Consider the following 24178-nt stretch of genomic DNA (forward strand, 5'->3'; position numbering starts at 1 on the left):
TCGTGACTTCACCCGTGGCCCTTCTGCGAGCGCCTCGTTGACTCTGTGCTGTCACTCTTGTGCTGTCCGTGATCACTAGTCGCGAGGAGTACTTATGCACACGCGCGCCGTCGCCGCCCTGGCCGCCGCTCTTGCGGCGGCCACCGCCCTGTTCCTGCCCACCTCGGAGGTACGAGCTGTCGACGCCCACCGGCCGCAGCCCATGGTCGTCGCCCACCGGGGCGCCTCCGCCTACGCCCCGGAGAACACGCTGCCCGCCATCGACAAGGCGGCGGCCCTCGGCTTCTCCTGGGTGGAGAACGACGTGCAGCGCACCAAGGACGGCGAGCTGGTGGTCATCCACGACACCACCCTGAAGCGGACGACCAACGTCGAGCAGGTCTTTCCCGGCCGGGCCCCGTGGAAGGTGAAGGACTTCACCGCCGCCGAGATCGCCCGCCTGGACGCGGGCAGCTGGTTCTCCCCCGCGTTCGCGGGCACGCGCGTGCCGACGCTCGGCCAGTACATGCGTCGGCTCGAGCGCAACCACGAGAAGCTGCTCCTGGAGATCAAGAAACCCGAGCTGTACCCGGGGATCGAGGCACAGACCCTCAAGGTGCTCGCCAACGGCGGCTGGCTCGACCACCGGCACCTGGCGAGCCGGCTGATCGTGCAGAGCTTCAGCGCAGGCAGCGTGCGGACCGTGCACGAGCTGAAGCCCGCCGTCCGGACCGCTTTCCTCGGCCGCCCGGACAAGGCGGACCTGCACCGGTACGCGGCCTTCGTGGACCTGATCAACCCCTCCTACCGCACGCTGTCGGCGGACTACATGGCAGCCGTCCGCGCGCACCGGGGACCGCACGGGGCTCCGCTGGGGGTCTTCGTCTGGACGGTGAACGACGCCGCCGGCACCCGGACCGTCGCCGGCTACGGCGTGGACGGCATCATCACGAACAAGCCGGAAGTGGTGCGCGCGGCGCTCAAAACCCTCTGATCCCGCGGCGGCGCAGGTCAGCGGGCGTTGTCAGTGGCGGGCCGTACCGTAATCGCATGGACAGCCACGAGCAGGACGAGCAGCGGGTCGTGTGGGCCGTAGTCGGTACCGGCATCGGCCCTCTGCTGCTGGCCGCGACCCCCGAAGGCCTGGTCAACGTCGTCTTCCACGCCACGGACGCGATACGGGAGCGTGCGCTGGCCCGGCTGGCGTCCCGGCTGGGCACCGAGCCGGTCGAGGCGCCCGGCTCCCCGCTGCTCGCGGAGGCGATACGCCAGGTACGGGCGTACTTCGCGGGCGAGCGGCAGGACTTCGAGCTGCCGCTGGACTGGTCGCTGATCTCTGGCTTCAACCGGCAGGTGCTGCGCGAACTGGCGTCGACCGTGCCGTACGGCACGGTCGTCGGGTACGGCGATCTGGCCGACCGGGTGGGGCAGCCGGGTGCCGCCCAGGCGGTGGGCGCGGCGATGGGCGCCAATCCGCTGCCGGTGGTGGTGCCGTGCCATCGGGTCGTGGAGAGCGACGGGGGCATCGGCGGCTTCGGCGGCGGCCTGGAGGCCAAGCGCAGACTGCTCGCGCTGGAAGGCGTGCTGCCCGAGCCGCTGTTCTGAGGTGCCGGGGCGAGGTGCGCGCTACTCGTAGTGGACCGCGGGTGCGCTACGCGTAGTGCCGGGCCTCGAAGACGTTGCCGTCCGGGTCCCGGAAGTAGAAGCTGCGCCTGGCTTTGCCGCGCGCGCCGAAGGCGTCGTGGGAGAAGTCCGAGACGGGGACGGCCCGCTCCTCCAGACGGGCGCGCAGGGCGTCGAAGCCGTCGGCGGGCAGGGACAGGCAGACGTGGTTCACGGGGTGGCCCGCGCTGCCGGCCGCGCCGGGGACCATGTTCATGCGCTCGGCCATGTCGAGCGGGGCGAGGTCGAGGATCGTCTCCTCGTTCAGGCGTACGGAAGGGAAGGACACCTCGCCCGCGGCGAACTCGGCGACCCTGACCGGCTCCAGGCCGACCGTCTGCTCGTAGAAGCTTGCCGCGGCGACCGGGTCGCGCACCCAGAGGACGACGTGGTCGAGGCGTGGCGTGTTGTCGCTCATACGCCCCAGGCTGGTGCCGTGCGGTGCGGGCCGCAAGGGTTTGACCCGGTGCGGCACCCGCCAGAGATGAGGGAGAGCGCGACAGACGGGAGGCAGGCACGTGCTGGTGGTGTCCGAAGAGGTGCGGGAGGCGCTGGCCGCGCGTCGTCCCGTGGTGGCCCTGGAGTCCACGATCATCGCCCATGGGCTGCCGCGCCCGCGCAATCTCCAGGTGGCGCTGGAACTGGAGGACGCGGTGCGGCAGGAGGGCGCCGTGCCCGCGACCATCGCGGTGCTGGACGGCCACCCTCAAGTCGGCCTGGCCAAGGGGCAGCTGGAGCGGGTCGCGAACGAGGAGGGGATGCGCAAGCTCGGCCACCGCGACCTGCCGCTCGCGATGGCCGCGGGGGCGAGCGGGGCTACGACGGTGTCGGCGACGGCGCTGCTGGCCTCGCTGGCGGGCATCCGCGTGTTCGCCACGGGTGGGCTCGGCGGAGTGCACCGGCAGTGGACGGTGACGCAGGACGAGTCCGCCGACCTCGGCCTGCTGGCGCGCACGCGGATCACGGTCGTGTGCGCGGGGGTCAAGTCGATCCTGGACGTGCCGGCGACGTTGCAGCGGCTGGAGACGCTGGGGGTCGCGGTCGCCGGGTACGGTACGGACCGCTTCCCCGGCTTCTACCTGTCCGACTCCGGTCATCCGGTGGACTGGACGCTGCGGACTCCGGAGGACGTGGCCGAGGCCATGCGGGCGCAGAACGCGCTGCGGGCGCCGGAGTCGGCGCTGATCATCGCCAACCCGGTGCCGCCGCAGGAGCAGTTGGATCCCGAACTGCACGCGCGTGTGCTCGCCGACGCGCTGCACGTGTGCGCGGAGGAGGGCGTCACGGGGCAGGCGGTCACCCCGTTCCTGCTCGACTACCTGGTGCGGCACACCGACGGCGCCTCGCTGCGCGCCAACCTCGCGGCGGTGCGCGGCAACGTACGGCTGGCGGCGCGGATCGCGGCGGCCTGGGCCCTGCCGTGACAGACGGCGGGGACGGGGCGCTGCTGGTGGTCGGGGACGTCGTGACGGATGTCGTCGTACGGCATCGCGGGCCTCTCTCGACCGGCACCGACACCTCCGCTGCGGTTCGGATGCTGCCGGGCGGGGCGGGGGCCAACGTGGCCTGCTGGGCGGCCCACAGCGGGTGCCGGGAGGTCCGGCTGCTGGGGCGGGTGGGCGCGGAGTCGGCGGTCTGGCACGAACGGGCGCTGGTCGCCTCGGGGGTGCGTCCCCACCTGGTGATCGATCCCGGGGCGCCGACCGGGACGGTGGTCTGCCTCGTCGACTCCTCGGCAGCGGCCGAGCGCACGTTCCTCACGGACAGCGGGGCGTCACTGCGCCTGAAGGCGGGTGACTGGTCCGACGCGCTGCTCGACGGGGTGGCCCGGCTGCATCTGTCGGGCTATCTGCTGTTCTCCGGTACGGGCCGGGCGCTGGTGGCGAGCGCCGTCGCGGCGGCCCGCGCGCGTGGTGTGCCGGTGAGCCTGGATCCCGCGTCGGCCGGATTCCTCGTCGCGCTGGGCGTGGACCGGTTCCTCGCGCTCACCGAGGGGGTGGACGTGCTGCTGCCGAGCCGCGACGAGGCCTGCCTGCTGACGGGCCTGCCCGACCCGGCGGACGCGGCGGCCGAACTGAGCCGCCACGTCCCTCTGGTGGTCATGAAACAGGGCGCCGCCGGGGCACGGGTGGCGCACACGGGCGCCGTCCGGCACCACGTACCCGCGGTGCCGGCCACCCCGTGGGACACCACCGGCGCGGGCGACGCCTTCACCGGCGCGTTCCTCGCCGCTCTTCTGGCCGGCGCCACCCCCGAGACCGCGGCAGCCCGTGGCTGCGCGGCGGGCGCGCTCGCGGTGGCACGGGTGGGCGGGAGACCTCCGAGCGCCCGGTGACACTCTCTCCGCCGTGTCGAGCAGAGTTTTCTCCAGAGCGAGCATGATCGGGATCGCATCGGCCTCCGCACTGCCCTGCGCTCGCTCCACATCGGCGACCAGGTCCTTCGCATGGCTCTCGCCCTCTTCATGGAGGATCTGGGCCTTGGCGATGAGATCGGCGCAGACAGCCGTCCACGTCAGGACGCGAGGCTCCGGAAGCCCGGTGACATTCCGGTCGGCGGGCCGAGGTGCTACGGCTTGGTGCCCCACGCGGAGATCATCGGCGCTGTGGTCAGATCCATGGTGCCGGAGGCCACATTGGTCAGGTGCTGGTCGATCTCCTCGTCGGTGGCCAGGCCCGCGGCGACGAGGCGGGTGCGGATCTGCCGGACGGTGGCGGACTCCAGGGCAGTACAGGCCGGGGAGGTGACCGGGAAGTAGGCGTCGGCCTCCACCTGGCGCAGACCGGCCTCGCGCAGCAGGCGCGGGAGTCTGCGGCCGTAGGACAGGTCGGCGCCGCGGTCGGCCAGCAGGCGGCGGAAGCCGCGGCGCAGCCGGTTGGCCAGTTCCTCCGCGGGGCCGTGTTCGTCCGGGCAGAGCAGGGGCTGGAGGGCGGGGTCGGCGTCCTCCAGCAGCAGCCGGCCGCCGGGGCGCAGCGCCTTGATCATGGACCTCAGTGCCCGTTCCCGGTCCGGCACGTGGACCAGGACGAGCCGGGCGTGCACGAGGTCGAAGCCCTCCCCTGGCGAAGGCGGCTCCTCGGTGCCCACGTCGTGGACCCTCACCTCCACCGGCGGGTGGGCGGCCCCGGCGACCAGTGAGGTGTCGATGTCGGTCGCGACGACCGTGCCGGTGGGGCCGACCCGCTCGGCCAGCCAGGAGACGACGGAGGTGCCGCCGACGCCGACCTCCCAGCAGCGCCACCCGGGTCCGACGCCTAGTCCTTCGAGGTGGCGGAACGTTGTGGGATCGAAGAGGGTCGCGAAGGCGTCGAAGCGCTCGCCCGCCTCGGTCTGCCGGTTCTCGAGCAGATATCCGCCCCCGTCCGGACCCTGGCCCCGGCCCTCGTCCCCGTCCTTGTCCTGGTCGGTGTCCGCGCCCGAATGCCCGTCCGGTTGCCCGTCGCTGTGCGTCATACCGGGATCATCCCAGCCTCCGCCGGCGCCTGCCGCGCCCGTCCACAGGCGGGAACAAAGCGGAATGTGCGGTTTCCACAGGCTTACCCGGCGCTCACGTGAGCCTGGCAGACTGGCTCGACCAGGCGGCAAGAGGTGCACGCAAGGAGATCCGGATGTCCATGGCGGGGAATCTGCGGAAGGTGGCTCGGCTGGCCCGAGGGCGGCGCCGGGTCGACCTGAGCCATCCTGCCCGGTCCCCGCTGGGCTCCTCCGTGGTGAACTGCGTGGTCTACCGGGACGGCGAGCGGGTCCCGGAGGCCGGCGATCTGGTGGAGGCCGTGACACGGGTGCGCAAGGCCCGTGACGGTTTCGTATGGCTGGGACTGCACGAGCCGACGGACGAGGAGTTCGCGGGTATCGCGGACCTCTTCGACCTGCACCCGCTGGCGGTGGAGGACACCGTCAAGGCGCATCAGCGCCCGAAGGTGGAGCGGTACGGCGAGACGCTGTTCGCGGTGTTCAAGACGGTCTGCTACCTCGAGCACGAGAAGCTGACGGCGACGAGCGAAGTGGTGAGCACCGGCGAGATCATGGTGTTCACCGGGCAGGACTTCGTGATCACCGTGCGGCACGGCCGGCACGGCTCGCTCGGTCCGCTGCGCGAGGAGCTGGAGTCCGATCCGGGGCAGCTCGCCAAGGGGCCGGCGGCGGTGCTGCACGCGATCGCGGACCACGTGGTCGACGACTACCTGAGCGTCACCGACTCGTTCCAGGAGGACATCGACGAGGTGGAGACCGAGGTGTTCGCGGAGGACGGCGCGCGGGTCGATCCGGGGCGGATCTACCAGCTCAAGCGGGAGCTGCTGGAGCTGAAGCGGGCAGTCGTGCCGCTGGGCCGCCCGCTGGAGGAGCTCTCCGCCCGGCCGATGCGGGTGGTCGGACCGGAGATACAGGCGTACTTCCGGGACGTCCTCGACCACCAGACCCGGGCCAAGGAGCAGATAGCCGCCTTCGACGAACTGCTGAACTCGATTCTGCAGGCCCATCTCGCGCAGGTGACGGTGGCGCAGAACGAGGACATGCGCAAGATCACGGCATGGGCCGCGGTGATTGCCGTGCCGACCATGGTGTGCGGGGTGTACGGCATGAACTTCCAGGTGATGCCGGAGCTCCACTGGCGGTTCGGCTATCCGCTGGTCATCTGCCTGATATCGGCCGTGTGTCTGTCGCTGTACCGCGGCTTCCGCCGCAACGGCTGGCTCTGAGCCGTCGGCCCTCCCCGAGAGACGGCTGCCTCGCGAACCGGGTGTCGCAGGGACCGACAGCCGGGGTGACCAGGTGGCCCCGGGCTCAGCCGCTCCAGGCCGGGTGCCGGGGGTCGTCGGCGCGTACCAGGACGTCGGCGGTGCGGGCCGGGTCGGTCTCGGCGTCGTAGCGCTCGAAGGCGGGCAGCGTCCAGTGCTCCGCCTCCGGGGTACGACGGCGCAGGGCGCCCGGGGAGAGGAGGACGTGGACGGTCAGGTCGAAGGGGAACCAGTGACGCAGCAGGAGGGGGCCATGCAGCAACAACAGGGCGCCGGGCGGGAGCTGGACGTAGGCGCTGCGGGTGGCGCGGTCGGTGACCGGGTCCCACAGGTCGGGCAGGACGCGGCCGTCACCGCCGGGTTCGAGCGGACCGAAGACCTCGCGCCACAGGGCGCTGGTGTCGAGCCAGCCGTCGTAGTAGGACTCCTCGTCCCGGTGGCCGTGTTCCAGGCGGAGGGAGGCCGGACGCAGGAAACCCTCGGTGCCCACGACCAGCGCGGGGCGGCCGAGCGGCCGCAGCGCCTCGGCGACGCGGTGGGCCAGGTCGCCCGGGAGCGCGGCGGGGGCACCGTCGAAGGCGACGCGAGGCCAGGGGCTGCCGTCGGCGGGCTTCAGGTCGAGCAGGCGCTCGGCGAGCAGGTCGCCGAGCCGTTCCCACGTGATCGCTTGAAGTCGCACACGGCCCATCATGCGCCAAGGCGAGAGGGGGGTGCGGCGGGAGGAGCGTCCGGGCACGCGCCAGGGAATGCACGTCGTATGGCCCCACGTATGGCGTCGCTCCCGGTCCCCCGGCCGTCCGACGGCCTTCTCGTCGTCCAGCCGCTGCGGCGCAAGCACTGCGCCGCGTGCGGACGCGGCCCGCTGCCGCTGCTCGTGCTGGAGGAGGGGGTGCCGCGGTGCCTGGACTGCGCCGACCTCGGGCACCTCGTCTTCCTGCCGCGCGGCGACACCGCGCTGACGCGCCGGTCGCGGGAGGAGAGCGCGCTGTCCGCGGTGGTGGTGCGGTTCAACCGGCGCAGGAGCCGGTACGAGCGGCAGGGCGTCCTCGTCGAGGAGGCGGCGCTCGCCCGCGCGGAGCGGCGGTGCCTGGCGGACGCCGAGGCCCGGCGCCGTCGCCGGGCGCGCGACGCACGACGGCGGGCGACCGAGGACATACGCTTCGCGGACGCGTTCGCGGCGGAGATCCTGCGGCTCTTTCCCGCCTGCCCGCTCCGGACCGCGCGCGGGCCATCGCCGGGCACGCCTCCCTGCGCGGCAGCGGACGGGTCGGCCGCAGCGCATCGGGCCGCGCCCTGTCCGAGGCCGCGGTCACCTCGGCGGTCGCGGCGTCCGTACGCCACCTGGACACGCCGTACGACCGGCTGTTGATGAGCGGGGTGGCACGGCCCGAGGCCCGGCGGCGGATCAGGACTGCCGTGGACTCGGTGCTGCGGGCCTGGCGGGAGCAGGAACTGCAGGCGTAGCGCCCGCCCGAGCCGCCGCTCGGCGCGCACCGCACGACCGACAGCGACAGACATACGGGCTCTGCGTCTGGTGCGCGGCGGACGTATCGTGGCCGGAAAGAGGTGGTGCCCGAGGCAAGGGGGACGGCCATGGCCGATCCCAAGGGTTTCATGACCACACCCCGCCGGGAGTGGCCCCGCAGGCCGGTCGAGGAGCGGGTGCGGGACTGGCACGAGGTGTACGTGCCGGGCGGGCTGCTGCCGATCATCAGCAAGCAGGCCGACCGGTGCATGGACTGCGGGGTGCCGTTCTGCCACGAGGCCTGTCCGCTGGGCAATCTGATCCCCGAGTGGAACGACCTGGTGTCCCGGGAGGACTGGCGGGCGGCCGCCGACCGGTTGCACGCGACGAACAACTTCCCCGAGTTCACCGGGCGGTTGTGTCCGGCACCGTGCGAGGCGGGGTGCGTGCTGGCGATCAACCAGCCGGCGGTCACCATCAAGAACGTCGAGTGCGCGATCGCCGACCGGGCCTGGGAGGAGGGGTTCGCCCCGCCGCGCCCGCCGGACCGGCTGTCCGGGCGGACCGTCGCGGTGATCGGGTCGGGGCCGACCGGGCTCGCCGCGGCCCAGCAGCTGACCCGCGCGGGGCACACGGTCGCCCTGTACGAGCGGGACGACCGGCTCGGCGGGCTGATGCGGTACGGCATCCCCGCCTTCAAGATGGAGAAGCATCATCTGGAGCGGCGGTTGGAGCAGATGCTGGCCGAGGGGACGAAGTTCCGTACGTCGACGGAGGTCGGGCGGGACGTCGGGGCCGGGGAGCTGCGGGCGCGCTACGACGCCGTGGTGATCGCCACGGGCGCCACGGCCTGGCGTGAACTCCCGGTACCCGGACGTGAGTTGACCGGCATCCACCAGGCGATGGAGTACCTGCCGCTGGCCAACCGGGTGTGCGAGGGCGACATGGAGACCTCTCCGGTGTCCGCGGCCGGCCGGCACGTCGTGATCGTGGGCGGCGGGGACACGGGAGCCGACTGCCTGGGCACGGCGGTGCGGCAGGGCGCCGCGTCCGTGACCCAGCTGGACATCTACGCCCAGCCCGGCACGGAGCGCGACGAGGACCTCGAGCCGTGGCCGACCTACCCGAAGATCTACCGGCTGTCGCCCGCGCACCAGGAGGCGGGCGACCTGGGCACGGCACCGGTCGCGGACGCCGACGCACGGCTGTTCGCCGCGTCGACGCTCCGCTTCACCGGTGACGCCGACGGGCAGGTGCGCGAGCTGCACCTGGTGGAGGTGGACGCGGCGCGGCGCCCCCTGCCGGGCACCGAGCGCACGATCCCGGCCGATCTGGTGCTGCTCGCGCTGGGTTTCTCCGGCCCGTCCCAGGAGGACGGCCTCATCGGCCAGTTGGGCCTGCGGCTCACCCCCCGGGGCACGATCGCCCGCGACCCCGCCTTCGCGACCAACGTCCCGGGCGTGTTCGCCGCCGGGGACGCCGCACGCGGCCAGTCGCTGATCGTCTGGGCCATCGCCGAGGGCCGCGCGGTCGCGGCGGCCGTTGACCACCACCTGACGGGCGCCTGGAGCCTCCCGTCCCCGATCGGCCCGTACGACCGTCCGATGCGGGTGTGACGTCGACGGCGCCCCACCTGGCCGGTGGGGCGCCGCGGACGTCACTGCGTCATGGCTTCCGTGCCACCGCCCCGTACCCCGGGATGACTCCGTCGTCCTGGCCCGGGACCGGTTCGCCCAGTTCCGGGTGCCACTTGTGGACGACCTCCACGCCGGGGTCGACGAGCTCCAGGCCGTCGAAGAAGCGGGTGAACTCCTCGCGGGAGCGGAGGGCGAGGGTGACGCCCCCGGCCTTCAGTCTGGCCGTGGCCACCGCCGACGCCTCCGGGGTGAAGTCCGAGGTGGCGTGGGTCATCATCAGGTAGCTGCCGGAGGGCAGTTCGGCGAGGAGACGGCCGACCAGGTCATGGGCGCCGTCCTCGTCGCTGATGAAGTGGAGCAGTGCCACCAGGGACAGGGCCACGGGTTGGCTGAAGTCCAGGATCTTCCTGGCGCCCTCCAGGATCGTGGCCGGGTCGCGGACATCGGCCTGGATGTACTCGGTGATGCCCTCCGGCGCGCTGCGCAGCAGGGCCGCCGCGTGGGCCAGCACGATCGGATCGTTGTCGCAGTAGACGACGCGCGCGTCGGGCGCGACCGACTGGGCGACCTGGTGCAGGTTCGGCTCGGTCGGGATGCCGGTGCCGATGTCCAGGAACTGCCGTACGCCCCCGCCGGCCAGCCACCGCGTCGCCCGTTGCATGAAGGCCCGGTTGACCTTGGCCATCACCGGCACTCGCGGGTCGAGTGCCAGCATCTGCCGGCCCAGTTCCTCGTCGACGGGGTAGTTGTCCTTGCCGCCGAGATACCAGTCGTACATCCGCGCGGGATGCGGCTTGCTGGTGTCGATCTCGGTCATACGGCACCTCGTAAGCATCTGAAGTGAGCAGTAGTCATGATCAAGTCGGTACCAAGATTAGGGAGTTGAGATAGCCAACAGACAGGGGTCGTTCAGGTCAGCAGGAAGTCCGCCTCTCCGGCCTTCGCGCCCTCGATGAACGCCGTCATCTCGTCGGTCGTGTAGATGAGGGCCGGTCCGTCCGGGTCCGTCGACTGACGGACCGCGATCCGGCCGTCGTCCAGCTTCATCGCCTCCAGGCAGTTGCCTCCGTTGCCCCCGCTCCACGGCTTGTGCCAGCCCTCACTGCCGAGTTCGCGGGCGGGCATGCCGTTGTAGATGCCGCCGCGCAGCCGCGGCTTGGGCTGGGACGTGATGCGTTCCATTCACAGCTCCTTGCGGAAATCCCGGAGGATCTCCTTCGTGCGATGTGCAGTAGCGGCCTGCGCCGCCATGCGGTCCATGACCTCGAGGTGGCTCGCCACCTCCTGACGCGCGTCCAGGTAGACCGCGCCGGTCAGGTACTCGCTGTAGACCATGTCCGGCAGTTCGGGCATGGCGAATCGGAACAGCACGAAGGGTCCGTACGTGCCGGCGTGCGGCCCCGCGGAGAACGGAGCGATCTGCAACGTCACGTTGGGCAGCCTCGCGGCCTCCAGCAGCCTGTCGATCTGAGCACGCATCACCTCGGGGCCGCCGACCTGGCGGCGCAGCGCGGTCTCGTCCATCACCACCCAGAACCTGGGGGCGTCAGGGCGGGTGAGCAGGTCCTGGCGTTGCATGCGCAGCGCGACATGGCGTTCTATGTCCTCGGGGCTGGTCTGGCCGACGGCGCCGGACTTGAGCACCCCGCGCGCGTAGTCCTCGGTCTGCAGCAGTCCGGGGACGAAGTGCGGTTCGTAGGACCGGATGAGCGCGGCGGCGCCCTCCAGGCTCACATGCATCGAGAACCAGCCCGGCAGGATGTCGTGGAACCGCTGCCACCACCCCGGCTGGTTGGCGTCCTCGGCCAGCCGCAGGAAGGCCTCGGCCTCCTCGTCGGAGACGCCGTACGCCTTCAGCAGCAGCTGGAGGTACGGGATTTTGAGGGCGACCTCGGCCATCTCCATACGGCGCACGGTGGCGGGGGCCACGTGCAGGATGCGGGCGGCCTCCTCACGCTTGAGCCCCGCGCTCTCCCGCAGGTCCAACAGGCGCCGGCCGAGCACGACCTGCCCGACGGTCGGCGCGGACCGCGGCTCGCTCACACTCCACCTCCACTGACCCGGAGCGAACTGTACGGACGGACGCGAGGATTCCGGAGGTTCCCGTAAGGAATCCCGCACAGCCCACGGCAACCGCTCGAAGGCCCGTTCGAAAATCCGGTGCACCGGCAGTCTCAACTGGCGCCGTTCGACGTGCTGTTGCGAGCAGTGTGCCATGGCCTCTGAGCGCGTCACCAACACTCTGCAATTTTCAGAGTGGCACTTGCCAAGTGTTCACGGCGGGGCGATAGTGGCAAGCGTGATTCCGTCTCCGCCCTTAGGAACAGACGCCGCCGCGAGCCCGCTGAGCCGTGGCGCGAGTACGGGAGCGAGCCCCGGCGGGGCCGTTGCCGAGCGTCGGTTCCGTTTCGAGCTGGCCGCGCATCCCGGTTCCCCCGCGCAGGCAAGGCGCCTGACCCGGACCCGGCTGACCGGCTGGTCCGTGTGCGAGGACACCTGCGACGCGGCGACCCTGGTCGTCTCCGAGCTGGTCACCAATGCCATCGTGCACACCGCCAGCAGGCAGATCGTGTGCGAGCTGCACGACGAGGACGAGCTGGTGCGCATAGCCGTGCATGACGAGGGGTGCGCCCCGGGTGAGCCGCAGCCGTCGCCGCGGCAACCCGAGGAGGAGCATGGGAGGGGACTGCTCCTCGTCGACGCCATGTGTCTGGCCTGGGGAGCCCAGGAGCAGGGCACCGGCCTGGTGGTGTGGGCGGAGCTGCCGCGTCGCACCGCGCCCGCCCGGAGCGACCTGGGCTGGGGCGCCCGGCCGAAGCCGGCTCCCGCCCGCGACACGGGCGACAAGAACGGTCCGCAGGCGCACGGGCAGGAGCACGGTCAGACGCATCCGCAGGACCACCGGCAAGCACCTCACGAAACGGGAACCGCATGGCTGTGACCGGCGCCGGCGCCTTGGGCGGCTCCGGCCAGTCGCTCAACCTGGACACACTCGTACGCCTGGGGCGCGGTCTGCGCACCCATGGCGCACCCCGGCGGCTGTCCGCGCCCGAGGGCATGACCGCCCCCCTGGGCTGCGACGCGGTCGCGGTCCCCGCCCACCTCGGCCCGCAGCTGATGCCCCGGCTGCCCCGCGTGGGCTGCGTCTACGCCGACCGCGCGCACTGGTGGTGGATCGTCCCCGCGGACTCCGACTACGCCCTGCGCTGGCCCGCCCCCGCCCACTACTCCCCGGGCGCGACGCTCCCCGCCTCGCCGACGGCCCCCACGCTCATCCACCGCCCGGCGGGCACGATCCCCTACACCCCGCCGATCCCCCTCTACCTGGCCATGTGCCGGATCACCGGGACGACCCCGGCCTGGTCCAGCACCGTCAGCGCGTAAGGAAACCGGAGAGGCGCGGAAGCCGGAGGGGTGCCCGCCGCCCATTCACGGGCGGGGGGACGACTCGACTGATCTGGTCGTTGGCTGCGGGGTCGGGTCACGCAGTGGCGTCACCACCGGAGTCTCCGCTCCGGACGATCACCAGGAACGTGTCCGTCGCTAGGTCCATGACAACCTCGGCGGGCAGGCCTTCCAGACGCCGCGCATGCGCGAACTCCTCCGCCGGCCACGACCCGCGCGGACCGCCGGCGGGAAAGCGCTCGAGCACCGTTCGCCCGTTCACCCTGCACCTCCACGTTCAATGCTGTACTTGCAGATTTAAACGCCATGCAGGGGGCGAACGCCTCTCCTGGTGACCCTACTGAGACGTACGTGACACCAGTCCACCACCAAAGGTGCGTCGCGCCTCACATTTCCCACCCGGTCGATCACCCACGGCTTCGCTCTGCGTACGCCTCGTGTTCACCCTCCGGCATACCGGCTCGCAGGGCACGGGCCTACACCCCCTTGCGGAAAATACGGTTCAGGGCCTCGCCCACGCGGGGATCGGGGGCCGGGCCGGGCCGGGAACGGTGACACCCAACTCCGCCGCCAACGTTTTCAGGTGCAGGTCGACACTCGACTCGATGAGCTCCGCGTGCAGCGCGTCGGCCGCGGCTCCAGGCCACAAGTCCCCGGCGACCGGTCACAACATCGTCGCGCGCGAGGAATCGCCCGAAGGCAGCATGGCGACCGCCCGGCGCCTCTGGTGGAGCGCGGCGGCCCTCAGCCCCCTCGGATCGCCCTCGTCGTCGTCGAGGTCGGCCACCGCGGCCAGAGCCGTGCCGAAATGGAAGGTGATGACCGCCTCCGACTCCGTTCCCCGCGCCCCTTCCCGGCCTTGGCCAGGAGCGCCGCGGCCAGCGTGACGCCGTCCACCTCTTCGGCCGGTCCGCTTGCCAGGAACAGCGCGTGGCCGACCGCGTGCAGGATCTCGCACACGGGCACCAACGGCGGCGGTCTCTCCCCGAACGCCTCGCGCAACGGCCGAGGCACCGCGTCCGGACGCCGTGCGTGCACCACCGCGATGCCGGACAGGTCGTCCACGACCTTGGGAAGGCCCCACGTACTCGCCCGACGGTTCGCAGCTGTGGCTGGGCCAGGCCGACGGCTACACCAGGTTCACGGTGAACCCGGACGGCAGCGTCGCCAACCCGACGTCCGTCAAGATCCCGGCGGACCGGTCCAAGCGCGCCCTGGTGGGTGCGGCGGTGTTCTCGGCCGACGACTCCACCGTGTACTCCGCGGTCAACGGCCAGAACCGGGTGGTCGCCATCGACGCGAGTGGGAGAGCTGGAAGTCGAAGCAGCGGCTGACCGGGCCCGACGCCAGGCCCGACTTCGCGAACCCGGCTCAGATGAACCACTTCACCTGGTACGAGACGCACGGGTGGAGCAAGCCGTACCCCGGCGAGAAGAAGATCTTCGCGCCCGAGGACGTGCCGGGCGCGTACATCCCGTCGCCGGAGTCGGACGGCTGACGGCTGACGGCCGCCTGATCGCGTGAAGGGGCCCCTGACCGGCGGTGATGCCGGTCAGGGGCCCTTGCGGCTCGTATCTCAGGCCTCCCCTCACACCAGGCCTCCCCTCACACCTTCGGCATGCAGCCGCCCAGCAGGGCTTCAGCGTCGGTGACGGCGGCGGTCAGGGCCCCGGGTCCCGGTTCGAGTCCTGCCACGATGTCGTCGACCGCACACAGGCCCGCGCGAGCGATCAGGCCCTTGTCGTTGGTGGTCCACTCCCCCCGCGCTGCCAGCACCGCGTGGGCGGTCTGGGTCGCGGCGAGGGCGATCGCACCGGCGACCTGGGTGAGGTCGCCTTTCGGGGCGTGTCCGGCCTTCGCGTAGGCCAGGGTGGCAGTGGCCAGGCCGTACCAGTGGTCGGGCGCCGAACGTCGAAGGGCGGGCGGGTAGGCGGCGGGGCGGGGCAGTTCGCCGCGCAGCAACCGGTTGACGGCGAGCTCCGCGACGACCAGATAGCTGGGGATCCCCGCGAGATGGAACAGCAGCGGCTCCACGCGGAACCGCCCTTCCTCCGCCTCCGCGCACTCGTGCTCCACCACGTCCAGGTCGCGATAGTGCACGTCGACACGCCGCCCGTCGACGGTCAGCCATGCGCCCCCGTTGAACACGCCCCCACCCCACGCCCCGATCTCGGACACCTCGCCCTCCCAGCCGACCGCCCGCAGGTCGGCGGGGTCGAAGCGGCCCCGGTAGTAGACGGCCAGGTCCCAGTCGCTGTCGGGCCGGTGGGTGCCCTGGGCACGCGAGCCTCCGAGAGCCACGGCCCGGACTCCGGGGAGGGCGGCGAGGCGGTCGGCGGTGGTGTCGAGGAAGGGCTGGTCCGGCTGTGTCATCAGCGAGTCAGCATAACCAGGCGGGGTCGGGTTCGGCCGTGAAATTCGGCTGCGGCATCGGGTGCGGGCGTGGAGGATGGGAAAGCTGCCCGCTCCCGTCCAAGGAACTCACGTGATCCGACGCGTCGCCACCGCTCCCGGTCTTTTTCCGCCGCCCATGTACGCCCACGTCTCCGTCGTCGAGGCCGGGACCGGGCTGGCGTTCCTCGCCGGGACCGTCCCGCTGGACGCCGACGGGCGGGTGGTCGGGCCGGGGGATGCCGTGCGGCAGGCCGAACAGGTGATCGCGAACCTCGAGCAGCAGCTGCGGTCGGTGGGGAGCGACTTGGCACACGTGCTGTCGACCGACGTGTACGTCGTCAGCAGCGACCCCGCCGTGCTCTCCGCCGTCTGGGAGGTCGTCGAGGCCTCCGGACTCAGCACGGGACCGCACTCGTCGACGCTGATCGGGGTCGCCTGCCTCGGATACCCGGGGCAACTCGTGGAGATCACGGCGACGGCGGTCGTGCCGGAGGGCACATGAGCGCCGAGAGCACCGTCGCTCTGCGTCGGGCGCGTGGCACGGATGCCCGGGCCGTCGCCGATGTCTGGCTGCGGTCTTTCGCCACCGCGCTGCCGGGCGTCGAGAGGCCGCACTCCGACGACGCGGTGCGTGCCTGGTTCCGTGATGTCGTGGTGCCCCGCCAGGAGACCTGGGTCGCCGACGCGGGCGGTGATGCCGGCATCGTGGGCCTGATGGTGCTCGACGACGACCTGCTGGAGCAGTTGTACCTTCACCCGGACTGGCGCGGACGCGGCCTCGGCGACCGTTTCGTCGCCCTGGCCAAGGAGCGGAGGCCCAGGGGTCTGTCCCTGTGGACCTTCCAGGTCAACCGGCCCGCCCACCGCTTCTACGAGCGCCACGGCTTCGTGGCCGCCGAGTACACCGACGGCAGCGGGAACGAGGAGCGGGAGCCGGACGTGCGGTACGTGTGGCGGCCGTGAGACCGGGCCGGGCCGCCTGGCGTCGGGCGTACGTGTCCGTCGCCGCCACCAGGGCCTCCACCACGCCCGGTGCTCCCCAGTCGTGACCGGCCTCGTCCACGACGGTCAACTCGCTGTCCGGCCAGGCCCGGTGGAGGCGCCAGGGAGTGCCGAGGAGGTTGCCGAAGTCGAGGCTGCCCTGGACGAGGGTGCCGGGAACGCCCTTGAGTCTGTGGGTGTCACCCAGCACCACGCCCTCGTCGTTGCCCTCGCCGAGGAAGTGGTCGTTGCCGAAGTAGTGCGTGACCGTACGGGCGAAGCCCATGCGGAACGCGGGGTCCTCGTAGCGCTCGACGGAGCGGGGCGGAGCGGGGATGATCGCCGTCTCCCAGTCGGTCCAGGCGCGCGCGGCCCGCTCGCGCACGGCGGGGTCGGGCGACTCGAGCAGCCGGTTGAACGCGGAGGCGAGGTTTCCGGTGCGGTCCGGCTCGGGCAGCTCGGCGAGGAACCGCTCGAAGGCCTCGGGGAAGATCCTCCCCAGGCCGTGGGTCAGCAGGGTCGCCTCGGGGTTGGAGCCGGTCGCGATTCCCGTCAGCACCAGCTCGGAGACCACACCGGGATGCGTCTGCGCGTAACGCAGCCCCAGCACCGACCCCCACGAGGCCCCCCACACCAGCCACCGCTCGATGCCCAGGTGCCGCCGCAGCAGCTCCAGGTCGGCCATCAGGCGCTCGGTCGTGTTGACGCTCATGTCGGTGCCGTACACGCTCGCGTGCGGCGTGGAGCGGCCGCAGCCGCGCTGGTCGAGCAGCACGATCCGGTACGCGGCGGGGTCGCAGTAGCGCCGGTGGCCCGGCGTGCACCCTGAGCCCGGCCCGCCGTGCAGCATCACCGCCGGCTTGCCGCGGGGGTTGCCGCAGACCTCCCAGTACACGCGGTTGCCGTCGCCCACGTCGAGCATGCCCTGGTCGTACGGTTCGATCTCCGGATACAGGCCCATCGGGGCACCGTAACGGGCCTACGGCGTCCGCGTCGTCTCATTTCCCCGGGTGACCGGGGGCGGCTCCACCGGCAGCCCCGCCGCCCGTGCCGCCGTCCGCAGGACGTCCCGGAGCATGTCGGGGGTGAGTCTGCCGGTGAAGGTGTTGCGCTGGCTGACGTGGAAGCAGCCGAAGAGGTCGAGGCCGTCGAGGGACACGCGGGTGCCGTGGGCGAAGGGCGGGCGGGGGCGGGGTACGGGCCAGCCGGCTTCGCCGAAGGCCGGGAGGGCCGCCTGCCAGCCGAAGGCGCCCAGGACGACCGCCGCGCGGAGGGCGGGACGCAGCAGGGTCAGTTCCTGGACCAGCCAGGGGCGGCAGGTGTCGCGTTCGCCTGGGGTGGGTTTGTTGGCGGGGGGCGCGCAATGCACGGGGGAGGTGACGCGCACCCCGTGCAACTCCAGGCCGTCGTCGGCGGAGGTGGAGGTGGGCTGGGAGGCCAAGCCCAGCTCGTACAGGGCCTCGTACAGCACGTCGCCGGAGCGGTCGCCGGTGAACATGCGGCCGGTGCGGTTGCCGCCGTGTGCCGCCGGGGCCAGTCCCACGATCAGCAGGCGGGCGTCCGCCGGTCCGAAGCCCGGTACCGGACGGCCCCAGTACGTCCAGTCGGCGAACGCGGCCCGCTTGGTGCGGGCCACCTCCTCCCGCCAGGCGACCAGTCGCGGGCAGGCCCGGCAGCCGGCGATCCGCTCGTCGAGGGCGGCGAGGCTGCTGCTGTCCATGGCTCAACGGTAATTGCCTCCGGGCTGGAGCGGTCGGGCCGCTAAGGTCGGATGCATGGCTTCCCAGGACGACCGAGACGTGGATCCGAGGACCGCCGCCGCTGTCGCCGCCGCCGAGGCGGCCGGTCCGGCGAGCGGGGAGAACGTGCGGATCGACAGCTGGATCTGGGCCGTCCGGCTGGTCAAGACCCGCTCCATCGGCGCCACCGCGTGCCGGGGCGGGCACGTCCGGGTGAACGGGGAGCGGGTGAAACCCGCCCACTCGGTGCGCGTCGGTGACGAGGTGCGGCTGCGGCACGAGGGCCGCGAGCGGATCGTCGTCGTCAAGCGGCTGATCCGCAAGCGCGTGGGCGCTCCCGTCGCCGTCCAGTGCTACGTCGACAACTCCCCGCCGCCCCCACCCCGCGAGGCCGTCACCCCGATCGGCATCCGCGACCGCGGCACCGGCCGCCCCACCAAGCGCGACCGCCGCGAGCTGGAACGCCTGCGGGACCTGGGCGGTCCGGGTGGTTTCGGAGACAGCCCGGGGAGCCGTCCCAGGGGGCGGTGACCCCGGTCCGGGCGGTCGCGCCCGTCTCACGCCTGCCGCCGCGCCAGCCGCAGCAGCTGTGCGTTGTGGCCCCGTCGCGCCCAGGCGATGACCGCCAGCGGCACGATCAGGACGACCGGGGTCGCCGCGTTCTGCCCGTCGAAGGCGGTCAGCTGCACGATGAACGCCCCCACCAACAGCGCGCTCAGCGCCACCGCCGACACCGACTGGAGCACCGGGATCAGCAGCGCCACGCCCCCGGCCAGCTCCAGCAACCCGATGCTGTACATGCCCGCGCTGCCCCAGCCCATCTCGTCGAAGGTCTCGACCGCTGCCGGATGCGCGATGAGCTTGGGCAGCGCGCTGGCGAACACGAAGAACAGCGCGAGCAGCACCTGCACGGCCCGCAGTGCGAGACGGGCGGCGCGGCGGCGGGAGGCGGGCGGTGCGGCGGCGACGGACGCCGGGACGGACGTGGTGGGTGCGATGGACGCGGTGCGCTCGGACATCAGGGTCTCCTGTGTGTGGCGATGAGGAACGGCCGTGGTGCTTTCAGAGAGGGAGACCGATCCGCGCTCCGGAACTCATCGCTGTCCGGGCTCCGTCAAAGGCGCTCCTCCAGCTCCGCCGGCACCTCAGGCACCGCCCTCACCCATGTCCCGTCCTCGGTCAGATACCTGTCCACCCTCAGGCCCGCCTCCGCCAGCGCCTCCTCGAACTGCTCCTTGGTCAGCGGCCGGGACCGGAAGGTCTGGGTCCAGGTCGCGTCCGGGAACACGTACTCCGCGCGCACCCTGTTCACACCGTCCCCGACCGGCTCCGCCGACAGGATCCGCACCGTGAAACCAGCCGGGTCCACCCGCTCGCGCGGCAGATTGATGTGGTAGTCACCGCCCTCCCGCTGGATCAGTACGCAGCCGCCGTCCACTACATGCCGTGCGCAGGTGCGCAGCAGCCCTCGCCGTACCTCGGGGTCGCCCGTGTGCACCAGGAACGACGCCAGCATCACGACGTCGAAGGTCTCCCCCACGTCCAGATGCTCGATCGGGCTGCATATGGTCCGCGCCCCGCGCACCCGCTCCAGCATGTCCGATGACTCGTCCACCGCCGTGACGGTGAAGCCGCGCTCCAGCAGCGGATGGGTCACGCGGCCCACACCGCAGCCCAGCTCCAGGATGTGCGCTCCCGCGGGCACGGCCGCGGCGATGACGTCCGGCTCGCTCCCCACGGGCAGCCGCGCGTACAGCTCCACCGCGCAGCCGTCCGGCGTGATCGCTCCCGGTCCCGTTCCTTGATGGCCCTCGCGCATTCTCAGCTCCATGCCCGGACAACGGCCTGCCTCCGCACGGCGGTTCCCCTCCCGGCGCGCTTCACCCGTCCGAGTGAGCCGGGCATGCCTTTGGTGTGCAGGCCGGGCGAGAGTACGTTTCAAAGAGGAGTGGAGATCGGCGATGCGTACAGGCAGTGAACCCACCACCGCGCGCAGTGCTCTGCGGGCGCGGTTCTGGCTGAGCGTGTGGGGGCTGGTCTGGGCGGGCTTCGGCACGGTGGTGTTCGTGCTGGTCGGACGGCCCGGTTGGGCGGCGGCCTGCGGGGTGCTGTGGCTGGTGATGGCCGTCGACTTCATGCTGATCGTCCGGCATCTGCGGCAGGGCCCGCACTACCAGCCGGGGCGGGACGTACCGCCGTACTGGCCGCCGGACGACCGGCAGCGGTAGCCGCCGGCGGGGATGGCCGGCCGGCGGGGATGGCCGGCCGGCGAGGACGGTCGGCCACGGGCGGACGTCAGGTGTCGAACCGGGCCCGCTGCAGGTACTCCGGGTTCGGGTCCAGCGCGGCGGCCAGCCGGAAGTGCCGCCTGGCCTGGTCGGGGCGGCCCTGCCGCTCGTAGGTGCGGGCGAGCGCGAAGTGCGCGTACGCGTTGTCCGGTTCACGCTCCAGCACGATGGTGAACTCCAGCTCCGCGGGCCGGAGCTGGGCGGACGCGAAGAAGGCGCGGGCGCGCAGGAGTCGGGCCGAGGTGCTCTCTGGATGGGCGGCTATGACTCTGTCGAGCAGCTTCACCGCGCCCCGCGGGTCCCGCGCGGCAAGCAGCTTCTCGGCGGCGCGGTAGTCGATGACGTGGGTCTCCGGAGTACGTTCGGGCACGACTGCTTCCTTCCCTCACCGCAGTGGTTCAACGCGCCGGGCGGGCAGCCCCTGTTCCTGGGCCCCTACTCCTGGGGCCCCTGTTCCCGGTGCGCCTGTCGGGGCCGGTGGGCCCTGCGGACCAGCTCCGCCCACACCTCCCGCACCCGCCGCTCGAGCCGCTCCAACGGTACGTCGTTGTCGATGACGATGTCCGCGATCTCCAGGCGCTTCTCACGGGTGGCCTGCGCGGCCATGCGCGCGCGTGCGTCCTCCTCGGTCATCCCGCGCAGCCGCAGGAGCCGGTCGAGCTGGGTCGCAGGGCTCGCGTCCACGACGATCACGAGGTCGTAGAGCGGGGCCAGGCCGTTCTCCGTGAGGAGCGGGACGTCGTGGACCACGACGGCGTCCTCGGCGGCGGCCTCCTCCAGTTCGCGGGAGCGGGCGCCCACCAGGGGGTGCACGATCGAGTTCAGGACGGCCAGCTTCCCGGAGTCGGCGAAGACGATGGAACCCAGCCTGGGCCGGTCCAGGCTCCCGTCCTCGGCCAGCACCTCCGGGCCGAAGGCGTCGACGACCGCCGCGAGGCCGGGCGTGCCCGGGGCGACGACCTCGCGCGCGATGCGATCGGCGTCGATCAGCACGGCCCCGCATTCCACGAGCAGCCGCGACACCTCGCTCTTACCGGCACCGATGCCCCCGGTGAGGCCCACTTTCAGCATGAGCGGCAGCTTAGGCCCTGTCTCCGGCGGCCCGCCCGGCAGGAGGGCGTCAGCTCACGCCCTCCCACGTCAGCTCACGCCCCCGCGGTCGGGTGTCAGTTCTCGCCCTCCCGCTCCGCCAGGAAGCGTTCGAACTCGCGGCCGATCTCGTCCGCCGACGGGATCTCGACGGGCTCGGCAAGCATGTTGCCCCGGGTCTCCGCGCCCGCGGCGGCGTCGTACTGGTGCTCGAGGCCCTGGACGAGGGAGGTGAGTTCCTCGTCGCCCTCGCGGATCTGCCGGTCGATCTCGGTCTGGGTGCGGTGGGCCTCGTTGCGCAGGGAGTGGGCGGCGCTCGGCAGGACCAGCCCGGTGGCCGAGGTGATGGCTTCCAGGGCCGTCAGCGCCGCGTCCGGGTACGGGGAGCGCGCGATGTAGTGCGGCACGTGCGCGGCCACGCCCAGCACGTCGTGCCCGGCCTGCATCAGGCGGTACTCCAGCAGCGCCTCCGCGCTGCCCGGCACCTGCGCCTCCTCGAAGGGGCTGCGGTGGCCCGGTACCAGGTCACTGCGGTTGCCGTGCGGGGTCAGGCCCACCGGGCGGGTGTGCGGGACACCCATGGGGATGCCGTGGAAGTTCACCGACAGGCGTACGCCGAGGCGCTCGACGATCTGCCGTACGGCCGCCGCGAAACGCTCCCACTCCACGTCGGGCTCGGGCCCGGACAGCAGCAGGAACGGCGCGCCGGTGGCGTCCTGGACGAGACGCACCTCGATGCCCGGCACCTCGTACTCGGTCCAGCGGTCCCGCTGGAACGTCAGCAGCGGGCGGCGGGCCCGGTAGTCCACGAGCCGGTCGTGGTCGAAGCGCGCCACGACCTGGTGGGGCTGCGAGTCCAGCAGCCGATCGACGATCTGGTCGCCGGTCTCCCCCGCGTCGATGTATCCGTCGAAGTGGTAGAGCAGGACAAGACCGGCCGACTCCTGGGCGAGCGCCATGTCGACGACGGCCAGACCCTTCGGCTCCCATGCGTACAAACCCTGCGGATCAAGCACTGTGTGACCGCCCCTCCTCGTATTCGTAGGTTCACAACGAGCTGTGGGACGTTCGCATTCCCCGCCGGCCGCACGGAGCCGCGGGCACTCTGAACAGCTCGAGGGGCCGCACCCGGAAAGGTGCGGCCCCTCAAGTCATCGGCTGAGCCTCAGCGGCTGGGCCCCTGTGGGGGAGCTCAGCTCTGGCCGCCGGCCAGCTTCTCGCGGAGCGCGGCCAGCGCCTCGTCCGACGCCAGGGCGCCGGAGTTGTCGCCGCCCTCGGAGGAGTACGAACCGCCGGACGCGGCCGGAGCGGCGGCCTCGCCACCCTCGGCGGCGGCAGCGGCGTCCGCCTCGCGGGACTTGATGACCTGCTGCTGGTGCTGCTCGAAGCGGGCCTGCGCCTCGGCGTACTGGCGCTCCCACTCCTCGCGCTGCTTCTCGTAGCCCTCGAGCCAGTCGTTGGTCTCGGGGTCGAAGCCCTCGGGGTAGATGTAGTTGCCCTGGTCGTCGTAGGACGCGGCCATGCCGTACAGGGTCGGGTCGAACTCGACCGCGGACGGGTCGGCACCGAAGGACTCGTTGGCCTGCTTCAGCGAGAGGCTGATGCGACGACGCTCGAGGTCGATGTCGATGACCTTGACGAAGATCTCGTCGTTGACCTGGACGACCTGCTCCGGGATCTCCACGTGACGCTCGGCCAGCTCGGAGATGTGGACCAGACCCTCGATGCCCTCGTCCACGCGGACGAACGCACCGAACGGAACCAGCTTCGTGACCTTGCCGGGCACGACCTGGCCGATCTGGTGGGTGCGGGCGAACTGCTGCCACGGGTCTTCCTGGGTCGCCTTCAGCGACAGGGAGACGCGCTCGCGGTCCATGTCGACGTCGAGGACCTCGACGGTGACCTCCTGGCCCACCTCGACGACCTCGGACGGGTGGTCGATGTGCTTCCAGGACAGCTCGGAGACGTGGACCAGACCGTCGACGCCACCCAGGTCCACGAAGGCACCGAAGTTGACGATCGAGGAGACCACACCGGAGCGGACCTGACCCTTCTGGAGGGTCGTGAGGAACGTCTGGCGGACCTCGGACTGGGTCTGCTCCAGCCAGGCACGGCGGGACAGGACCACGTTGTTGCGGTTCTTGTCCAGCTCGATGATCTTGGCCTCGAGCTCCTTGCCGACGTACGGCTGGAGGTCGCGGACACGGCGCATCTCGACGAGGGAGGCCGGGAGGAAGCCACGGAGGCCGATGTCGAGGATGAGACCACCCTTGACGACCTCGATGACGGTACCGGTGACGATGCCGTCCTCTTCCTTGATCTTCTCGATGGTGCCCCAGGCACGCTCGTACTGGGCGCGCTTCTTCGAGAGGATCAGGCGGCCTTCCTTGTCCTCCTTCTGGAGGACCAGGGCCTCGATCTCGTCGCCGACGGCCACGACCTCGTTCGGGTCGACGTCGTGCTTGATCGAGAGCTCGCGGCTCGGGATGACACCTTCGGTCTTGTAACCGATGTCGAGCAGGACCTCGTCCCGGTCGACCTTCACGATGACGCCGTCGACGATGTCGCCGTCGTTGAAGTACTTGATCGTCTCGTCGATCGCTGCGAGGAAGGCTTCCTCGTTACCGATGTCGTTGACCGCTACCTGCGGGGTGGTGGCGGTGGTCTCGGTGCTGCTCGTCATGTGGGAAAGGGCTCCGGTACGGACATTGAAGTCGTAGGTACTGCGTTACGCCGGGAGCCCGTTTCGCTCTGTAGAAGCCGGACAGCCAAGGAAGCGCCACACGAAACACTGGTGGCG

The 24178-nt window shown here is 71.7% G+C and carries 28 protein-coding genes and 3 pseudogenes; 15 read left to right on the forward strand and 16 right to left on the reverse strand.

The annotated features are described in order from the left end of the window. Positions 1-94 precede the first annotated feature (94 nt). Positions 95-973 carry a glycerophosphodiester phosphodiesterase gene (locus ACFY4A_RS26325; RefSeq protein ID WP_390831812.1) on the forward strand — a complete coding sequence of 293 codons (879 nt, stop codon included), beginning with the start codon at positions 95-97 and terminating at the stop codon, positions 971-973. Between the two features lie 56 nt (positions 974-1029). Beyond that, positions 1030-1584, forward strand: coding sequence for a methylated-DNA--[protein]-cysteine S-methyltransferase (locus ACFY4A_RS26330; RefSeq protein ID WP_390831813.1), 555 nt, complete (start codon positions 1030-1032; stop codon positions 1582-1584). Between the two features lie 46 nt (positions 1585-1630). On the opposite strand, the gene ACFY4A_RS26335 is transcribed toward ACFY4A_RS26330, so the two are convergent. Then, positions 1631-2059, reverse strand: a complete 429-nt coding sequence (locus ACFY4A_RS26335; RefSeq protein WP_390831814.1) for a VOC family protein — start codon at positions 2057-2059, stop codon at positions 1631-1633. Between the two features lie 100 nt (positions 2060-2159). On the opposite strand from ACFY4A_RS26335, the gene ACFY4A_RS26340 reads away from it, so the two are divergent. Continuing rightward, on the forward strand, positions 2160-3065 hold the full coding sequence (locus tag ACFY4A_RS26340) for a pseudouridine-5'-phosphate glycosidase (RefSeq protein ID WP_390831815.1): 906 nt from the start codon (positions 2160-2162) through the stop codon (positions 3063-3065). Continuing rightward, positions 3062-3976: a carbohydrate kinase family protein gene (locus ACFY4A_RS26345; RefSeq protein ID WP_390831816.1), complete on the forward strand. Its 915-nt coding sequence runs from the start codon at positions 3062-3064 to the stop codon at positions 3974-3976. The genes ACFY4A_RS26340 and ACFY4A_RS26345 overlap by 4 nt, the downstream gene beginning before the upstream one ends. Positions 3977-4209: 233 nt before the next feature. Here the strand turns inward: ACFY4A_RS26345 and ACFY4A_RS26350 are convergent, their stop codons facing one another. Further along, positions 4210-5094: a methyltransferase domain-containing protein gene (locus tag ACFY4A_RS26350; RefSeq protein ID WP_390831817.1), complete on the reverse strand. Its 885-nt coding sequence runs from the start codon at positions 5092-5094 to the stop codon at positions 4210-4212. 155 nt (positions 5095-5249) lie between these two features. Between ACFY4A_RS26350 and ACFY4A_RS26355 the strand changes: the two genes are divergently transcribed. Beyond that, entirely contained in the window at positions 5250-6341 is a 1092-nt protein-coding gene (locus ACFY4A_RS26355; RefSeq protein ID WP_390831818.1) for a magnesium and cobalt transport protein CorA, read from the forward strand. Between the two features lie 85 nt (positions 6342-6426). Here ACFY4A_RS26355 and ACFY4A_RS26360 read toward each other — a convergent pair whose 3' ends face one another. Further along, entirely contained in the window at positions 6427-7068 is a 642-nt protein-coding gene (locus tag ACFY4A_RS26360) for a uridine kinase (protein ID WP_390831898.1), read from the reverse strand. An 81-nt stretch (positions 7069-7149) separates the two neighbouring features. Between ACFY4A_RS26360 and ACFY4A_RS26365 the strand changes: the two are divergent. Together ACFY4A_RS26365 and ACFY4A_RS26370 are read left to right on the forward strand one after the other, a co-directional pair. Then, positions 7150-7844 (forward strand): annotated as a pseudogene (locus ACFY4A_RS26365) (DUF2293 domain-containing protein). A gap of 129 nt (positions 7845-7973) precedes the next feature. Continuing rightward, on the forward strand, positions 7974-9461 hold the full coding sequence (locus ACFY4A_RS26370) for a glutamate synthase subunit beta (protein WP_390831819.1): 1488 nt from the start codon (positions 7974-7976) through the stop codon (positions 9459-9461). A gap of 49 nt (positions 9462-9510) precedes the next feature. On the opposite strand, the gene ACFY4A_RS26375 is transcribed toward ACFY4A_RS26370, so the two are convergent. From ACFY4A_RS26375 to ACFY4A_RS26385, 3 genes are all read right to left on the reverse strand, one after another. Then, on the reverse strand, positions 9511-10299 hold the full coding sequence (locus ACFY4A_RS26375; protein ID WP_390831820.1) for an SAM-dependent methyltransferase: 789 nt from the start codon (positions 10297-10299) through the stop codon (positions 9511-9513). 92 nt (positions 10300-10391) lie between these two features. Further along, entirely contained in the window at positions 10392-10664 is a 273-nt protein-coding gene (locus tag ACFY4A_RS26380) for a DUF397 domain-containing protein (protein WP_390831821.1), read from the reverse strand. Then, positions 10665-11525: a helix-turn-helix domain-containing protein gene (locus ACFY4A_RS26385; protein WP_390831822.1), complete on the reverse strand. Its 861-nt coding sequence runs from the start codon at positions 11523-11525 to the stop codon at positions 10665-10667. A 247-nt stretch (positions 11526-11772) separates the two neighbouring features. On the opposite strand from ACFY4A_RS26385, the gene ACFY4A_RS26390 reads away from it, so the two are divergent. Continuing rightward, entirely contained in the window at positions 11773-12423 is a 651-nt protein-coding gene (locus ACFY4A_RS26390; RefSeq protein ID WP_390831823.1) for an ATP-binding protein, read from the forward strand. Then, positions 12414-12866, forward strand: coding sequence for a hypothetical protein (locus ACFY4A_RS26395; RefSeq protein ID WP_390831824.1), 453 nt, complete (start codon positions 12414-12416; stop codon positions 12864-12866). The genes ACFY4A_RS26390 and ACFY4A_RS26395 overlap by 10 nt, the downstream gene beginning before the upstream one ends. 97 nt (positions 12867-12963) lie before the next feature. Here ACFY4A_RS26395 and ACFY4A_RS26400 read toward each other — a convergent pair whose 3' ends face one another. Continuing rightward, a complete protein-coding gene (locus ACFY4A_RS26400) occupies positions 12964-13149 on the reverse strand; it encodes a hypothetical protein (RefSeq protein ID WP_390831825.1) in 186 nt (61 codons plus the stop codon). A gap of 811 nt (positions 13150-13960) precedes the next feature. Between ACFY4A_RS26400 and ACFY4A_RS26405 the strand changes: the two are divergent. Beyond that, positions 13961-14191 (forward strand): annotated as a pseudogene (locus tag ACFY4A_RS26405) (hypothetical protein); the annotation flags it as partial. A 71-nt stretch (positions 14192-14262) separates the two neighbouring features. Next, positions 14263-14385 carry a hypothetical protein gene (locus tag ACFY4A_RS26410; protein WP_390831826.1) on the forward strand — a complete coding sequence of 41 codons (123 nt, stop codon included), beginning with the start codon at positions 14263-14265 and terminating at the stop codon, positions 14383-14385. Positions 14386-14492: 107 nt separating this feature from the next. Here ACFY4A_RS26410 and ACFY4A_RS26415 read toward each other — a convergent pair. Further along, positions 14493-15164: pseudogene (locus ACFY4A_RS26415) on the reverse strand (nucleotidyltransferase domain-containing protein); the annotation flags it as partial. 208 nt (positions 15165-15372) lie between these two features. Here ACFY4A_RS26415 and ACFY4A_RS26420 point away from each other — a divergent pair. Both ACFY4A_RS26420 and ACFY4A_RS26425 read left to right on the forward strand, forming a co-directional pair. Beyond that, positions 15373-15783, forward strand: a complete 411-nt coding sequence (locus tag ACFY4A_RS26420; RefSeq protein ID WP_390831827.1) for a RidA family protein — start codon at positions 15373-15375, stop codon at positions 15781-15783. Beyond that, positions 15780-16244 (forward strand): GNAT family N-acetyltransferase, encoded by a 465-nt coding sequence (locus tag ACFY4A_RS26425; protein WP_390831828.1) that lies wholly within the window; start codon positions 15780-15782, stop codon positions 16242-16244. The genes ACFY4A_RS26420 and ACFY4A_RS26425 overlap by 4 nt, the downstream gene beginning before the upstream one ends. On the opposite strand, the gene pip is transcribed toward ACFY4A_RS26425, so the two are convergent. Together pip and ACFY4A_RS26435 are read right to left on the reverse strand one after the other, a co-directional pair. Next, positions 16129-17223, reverse strand: coding sequence for a prolyl aminopeptidase (gene pip, locus ACFY4A_RS26430; protein WP_390831829.1), 1095 nt, complete (start codon positions 17221-17223; stop codon positions 16129-16131). The two genes, ACFY4A_RS26425 and pip, sit on opposite strands and share 116 nt — an antisense overlap. An 18-nt stretch (positions 17224-17241) precedes the next feature. Continuing rightward, positions 17242-17982, reverse strand: a complete 741-nt coding sequence (locus tag ACFY4A_RS26435; RefSeq protein WP_390831830.1) for a uracil-DNA glycosylase — start codon at positions 17980-17982, stop codon at positions 17242-17244. Between the two features lie 55 nt (positions 17983-18037). On the opposite strand from ACFY4A_RS26435, the gene ACFY4A_RS26440 reads away from it, so the two are divergent. After that, the gene (locus ACFY4A_RS26440; RefSeq protein ID WP_390831831.1) at positions 18038-18532 is read left to right on the forward strand and encodes an RNA-binding S4 domain-containing protein; all 495 of its coding nucleotides are present in this window, start codon (positions 18038-18040) and stop codon (positions 18530-18532) included. Between the two features lie 26 nt (positions 18533-18558). Here ACFY4A_RS26440 and ACFY4A_RS26445 read toward each other — a convergent pair whose 3' ends face one another. After that, positions 18559-19020 (reverse strand): DoxX family protein, encoded by a 462-nt coding sequence (locus ACFY4A_RS26445; RefSeq protein ID WP_390831832.1) that lies wholly within the window; start codon positions 19018-19020, stop codon positions 18559-18561. Positions 19021-19115: 95 nt separating this feature from the next. After that, entirely contained in the window at positions 19116-19820 is a 705-nt protein-coding gene (locus ACFY4A_RS26450; protein WP_390831833.1) for a class I SAM-dependent methyltransferase, read from the reverse strand. A gap of 142 nt (positions 19821-19962) precedes the next feature. Between ACFY4A_RS26450 and ACFY4A_RS26455 the strand changes: the two genes are divergently transcribed. Further along, a complete protein-coding gene (locus tag ACFY4A_RS26455) occupies positions 19963-20229 on the forward strand; it encodes a DUF6343 family protein (RefSeq protein WP_390831834.1) in 267 nt (88 codons plus the stop codon). 67 nt (positions 20230-20296) lie between these two features. On the opposite strand, the gene ACFY4A_RS26460 is transcribed toward ACFY4A_RS26455, so the two are convergent. The 4 genes from ACFY4A_RS26460 to rpsA all read right to left on the reverse strand — a co-directional run bounded on the left by ACFY4A_RS26460 (position 20297) and on the right by rpsA (position 24061). Further along, on the reverse strand, positions 20297-20659 hold the full coding sequence (locus tag ACFY4A_RS26460) for a tetratricopeptide repeat protein (protein ID WP_390831835.1): 363 nt from the start codon (positions 20657-20659) through the stop codon (positions 20297-20299). A gap of 65 nt (positions 20660-20724) precedes the next feature. Beyond that, positions 20725-21360, reverse strand: a complete 636-nt coding sequence (gene coaE, locus ACFY4A_RS26465; protein WP_390831836.1) for a dephospho-CoA kinase — start codon at positions 21358-21360, stop codon at positions 20725-20727. Between the two features lie 95 nt (positions 21361-21455). After that, positions 21456-22394 carry a PAC2 family protein gene (locus ACFY4A_RS26470; protein WP_390831837.1) on the reverse strand — a complete coding sequence of 313 codons (939 nt, stop codon included), beginning with the start codon at positions 22392-22394 and terminating at the stop codon, positions 21456-21458. Between the two features lie 176 nt (positions 22395-22570). After that, a complete protein-coding gene (rpsA, locus tag ACFY4A_RS26475) occupies positions 22571-24061 on the reverse strand; it encodes a 30S ribosomal protein S1 (protein ID WP_390831838.1) in 1491 nt (496 codons plus the stop codon). Positions 24062-24178: the final 117 nt, after the last annotated feature.

Source organism: Streptomyces sp. NPDC001292, assembly GCF_042896465.1.
Classification (GTDB): Bacteria; Actinomycetota; Actinomycetes; order Streptomycetales; family Streptomycetaceae; genus Streptomyces.

Coding starts and splice junctions, on each gene's coding strand:
- ACFY4A_RS26325 (WP_390831812.1), top strand. CDS start 95: ATGCACACGCGCGCCGTCGCCGCCCTGGCCGCCGCTCTTGCGGCGGCC.
- ACFY4A_RS26330 (WP_390831813.1), top strand. CDS start 1,030: ATGGACAGCCACGAGCAGGACGAGCAGCGGGTCGTGTGGGCCGTAGTC.
- ACFY4A_RS26335 (WP_390831814.1), bottom strand. CDS start 2,059: ATGAGCGACAACACGCCACGCCTCGACCACGTCGTCCTCTGGGTGCGC.
- ACFY4A_RS26350 (WP_390831817.1), bottom strand. CDS start 5,094: ATGACGCACAGCGACGGGCAACCGGACGGGCATTCGGGCGCGGACACC.
- ACFY4A_RS26355 (WP_390831818.1), top strand. CDS start 5,250: ATGTCCATGGCGGGGAATCTGCGGAAGGTGGCTCGGCTGGCCCGAGGG.
- ACFY4A_RS26360 (WP_390831898.1), bottom strand. CDS start 7,068: ATGGGCCGTGTGCGACTTCAAGCGATCACGTGGGAACGGCTCGGCGAC.
- ACFY4A_RS26370 (WP_390831819.1), top strand. CDS start 7,974: ATGGCCGATCCCAAGGGTTTCATGACCACACCCCGCCGGGAGTGGCCC.
- ACFY4A_RS26375 (WP_390831820.1), bottom strand. CDS start 10,299: ATGACCGAGATCGACACCAGCAAGCCGCATCCCGCGCGGATGTACGAC.
- ACFY4A_RS26380 (WP_390831821.1), bottom strand. CDS start 10,664: ATGGAACGCATCACGTCCCAGCCCAAGCCGCGGCTGCGCGGCGGCATC.
- ACFY4A_RS26395 (WP_390831824.1), top strand. CDS start 12,414: ATGGCTGTGACCGGCGCCGGCGCCTTGGGCGGCTCCGGCCAGTCGCTC.
- ACFY4A_RS26410 (WP_390831826.1), top strand. CDS start 14,263: ATGAACCACTTCACCTGGTACGAGACGCACGGGTGGAGCAAGCCGTAC.
- ACFY4A_RS26425 (WP_390831828.1), top strand. CDS start 15,780: ATGAGCGCCGAGAGCACCGTCGCTCTGCGTCGGGCGCGTGGCACGGAT.
- pip (WP_390831829.1), bottom strand. CDS start 17,223: ATGGGCCTGTATCCGGAGATCGAACCGTACGACCAGGGCATGCTCGAC.
- ACFY4A_RS26435 (WP_390831830.1), bottom strand. CDS start 17,982: ATGGACAGCAGCAGCCTCGCCGCCCTCGACGAGCGGATCGCCGGCTGC.
- ACFY4A_RS26440 (WP_390831831.1), top strand. CDS start 18,038: ATGGCTTCCCAGGACGACCGAGACGTGGATCCGAGGACCGCCGCCGCT.
- ACFY4A_RS26445 (WP_390831832.1), bottom strand. CDS start 19,020: ATGTCCGAGCGCACCGCGTCCATCGCACCCACCACGTCCGTCCCGGCG.
- ACFY4A_RS26450 (WP_390831833.1), bottom strand. CDS start 19,820: ATGCGCGAGGGCCATCAAGGAACGGGACCGGGAGCGATCACGCCGGAC.
- ACFY4A_RS26455 (WP_390831834.1), top strand. CDS start 19,963: ATGCGTACAGGCAGTGAACCCACCACCGCGCGCAGTGCTCTGCGGGCG.
- coaE (WP_390831836.1), bottom strand. CDS start 21,360: ATGCTGAAAGTGGGCCTCACCGGGGGCATCGGTGCCGGTAAGAGCGAG.
- rpsA (WP_390831838.1), bottom strand. CDS start 24,061: ATGACGAGCAGCACCGAGACCACCGCCACCACCCCGCAGGTAGCGGTC.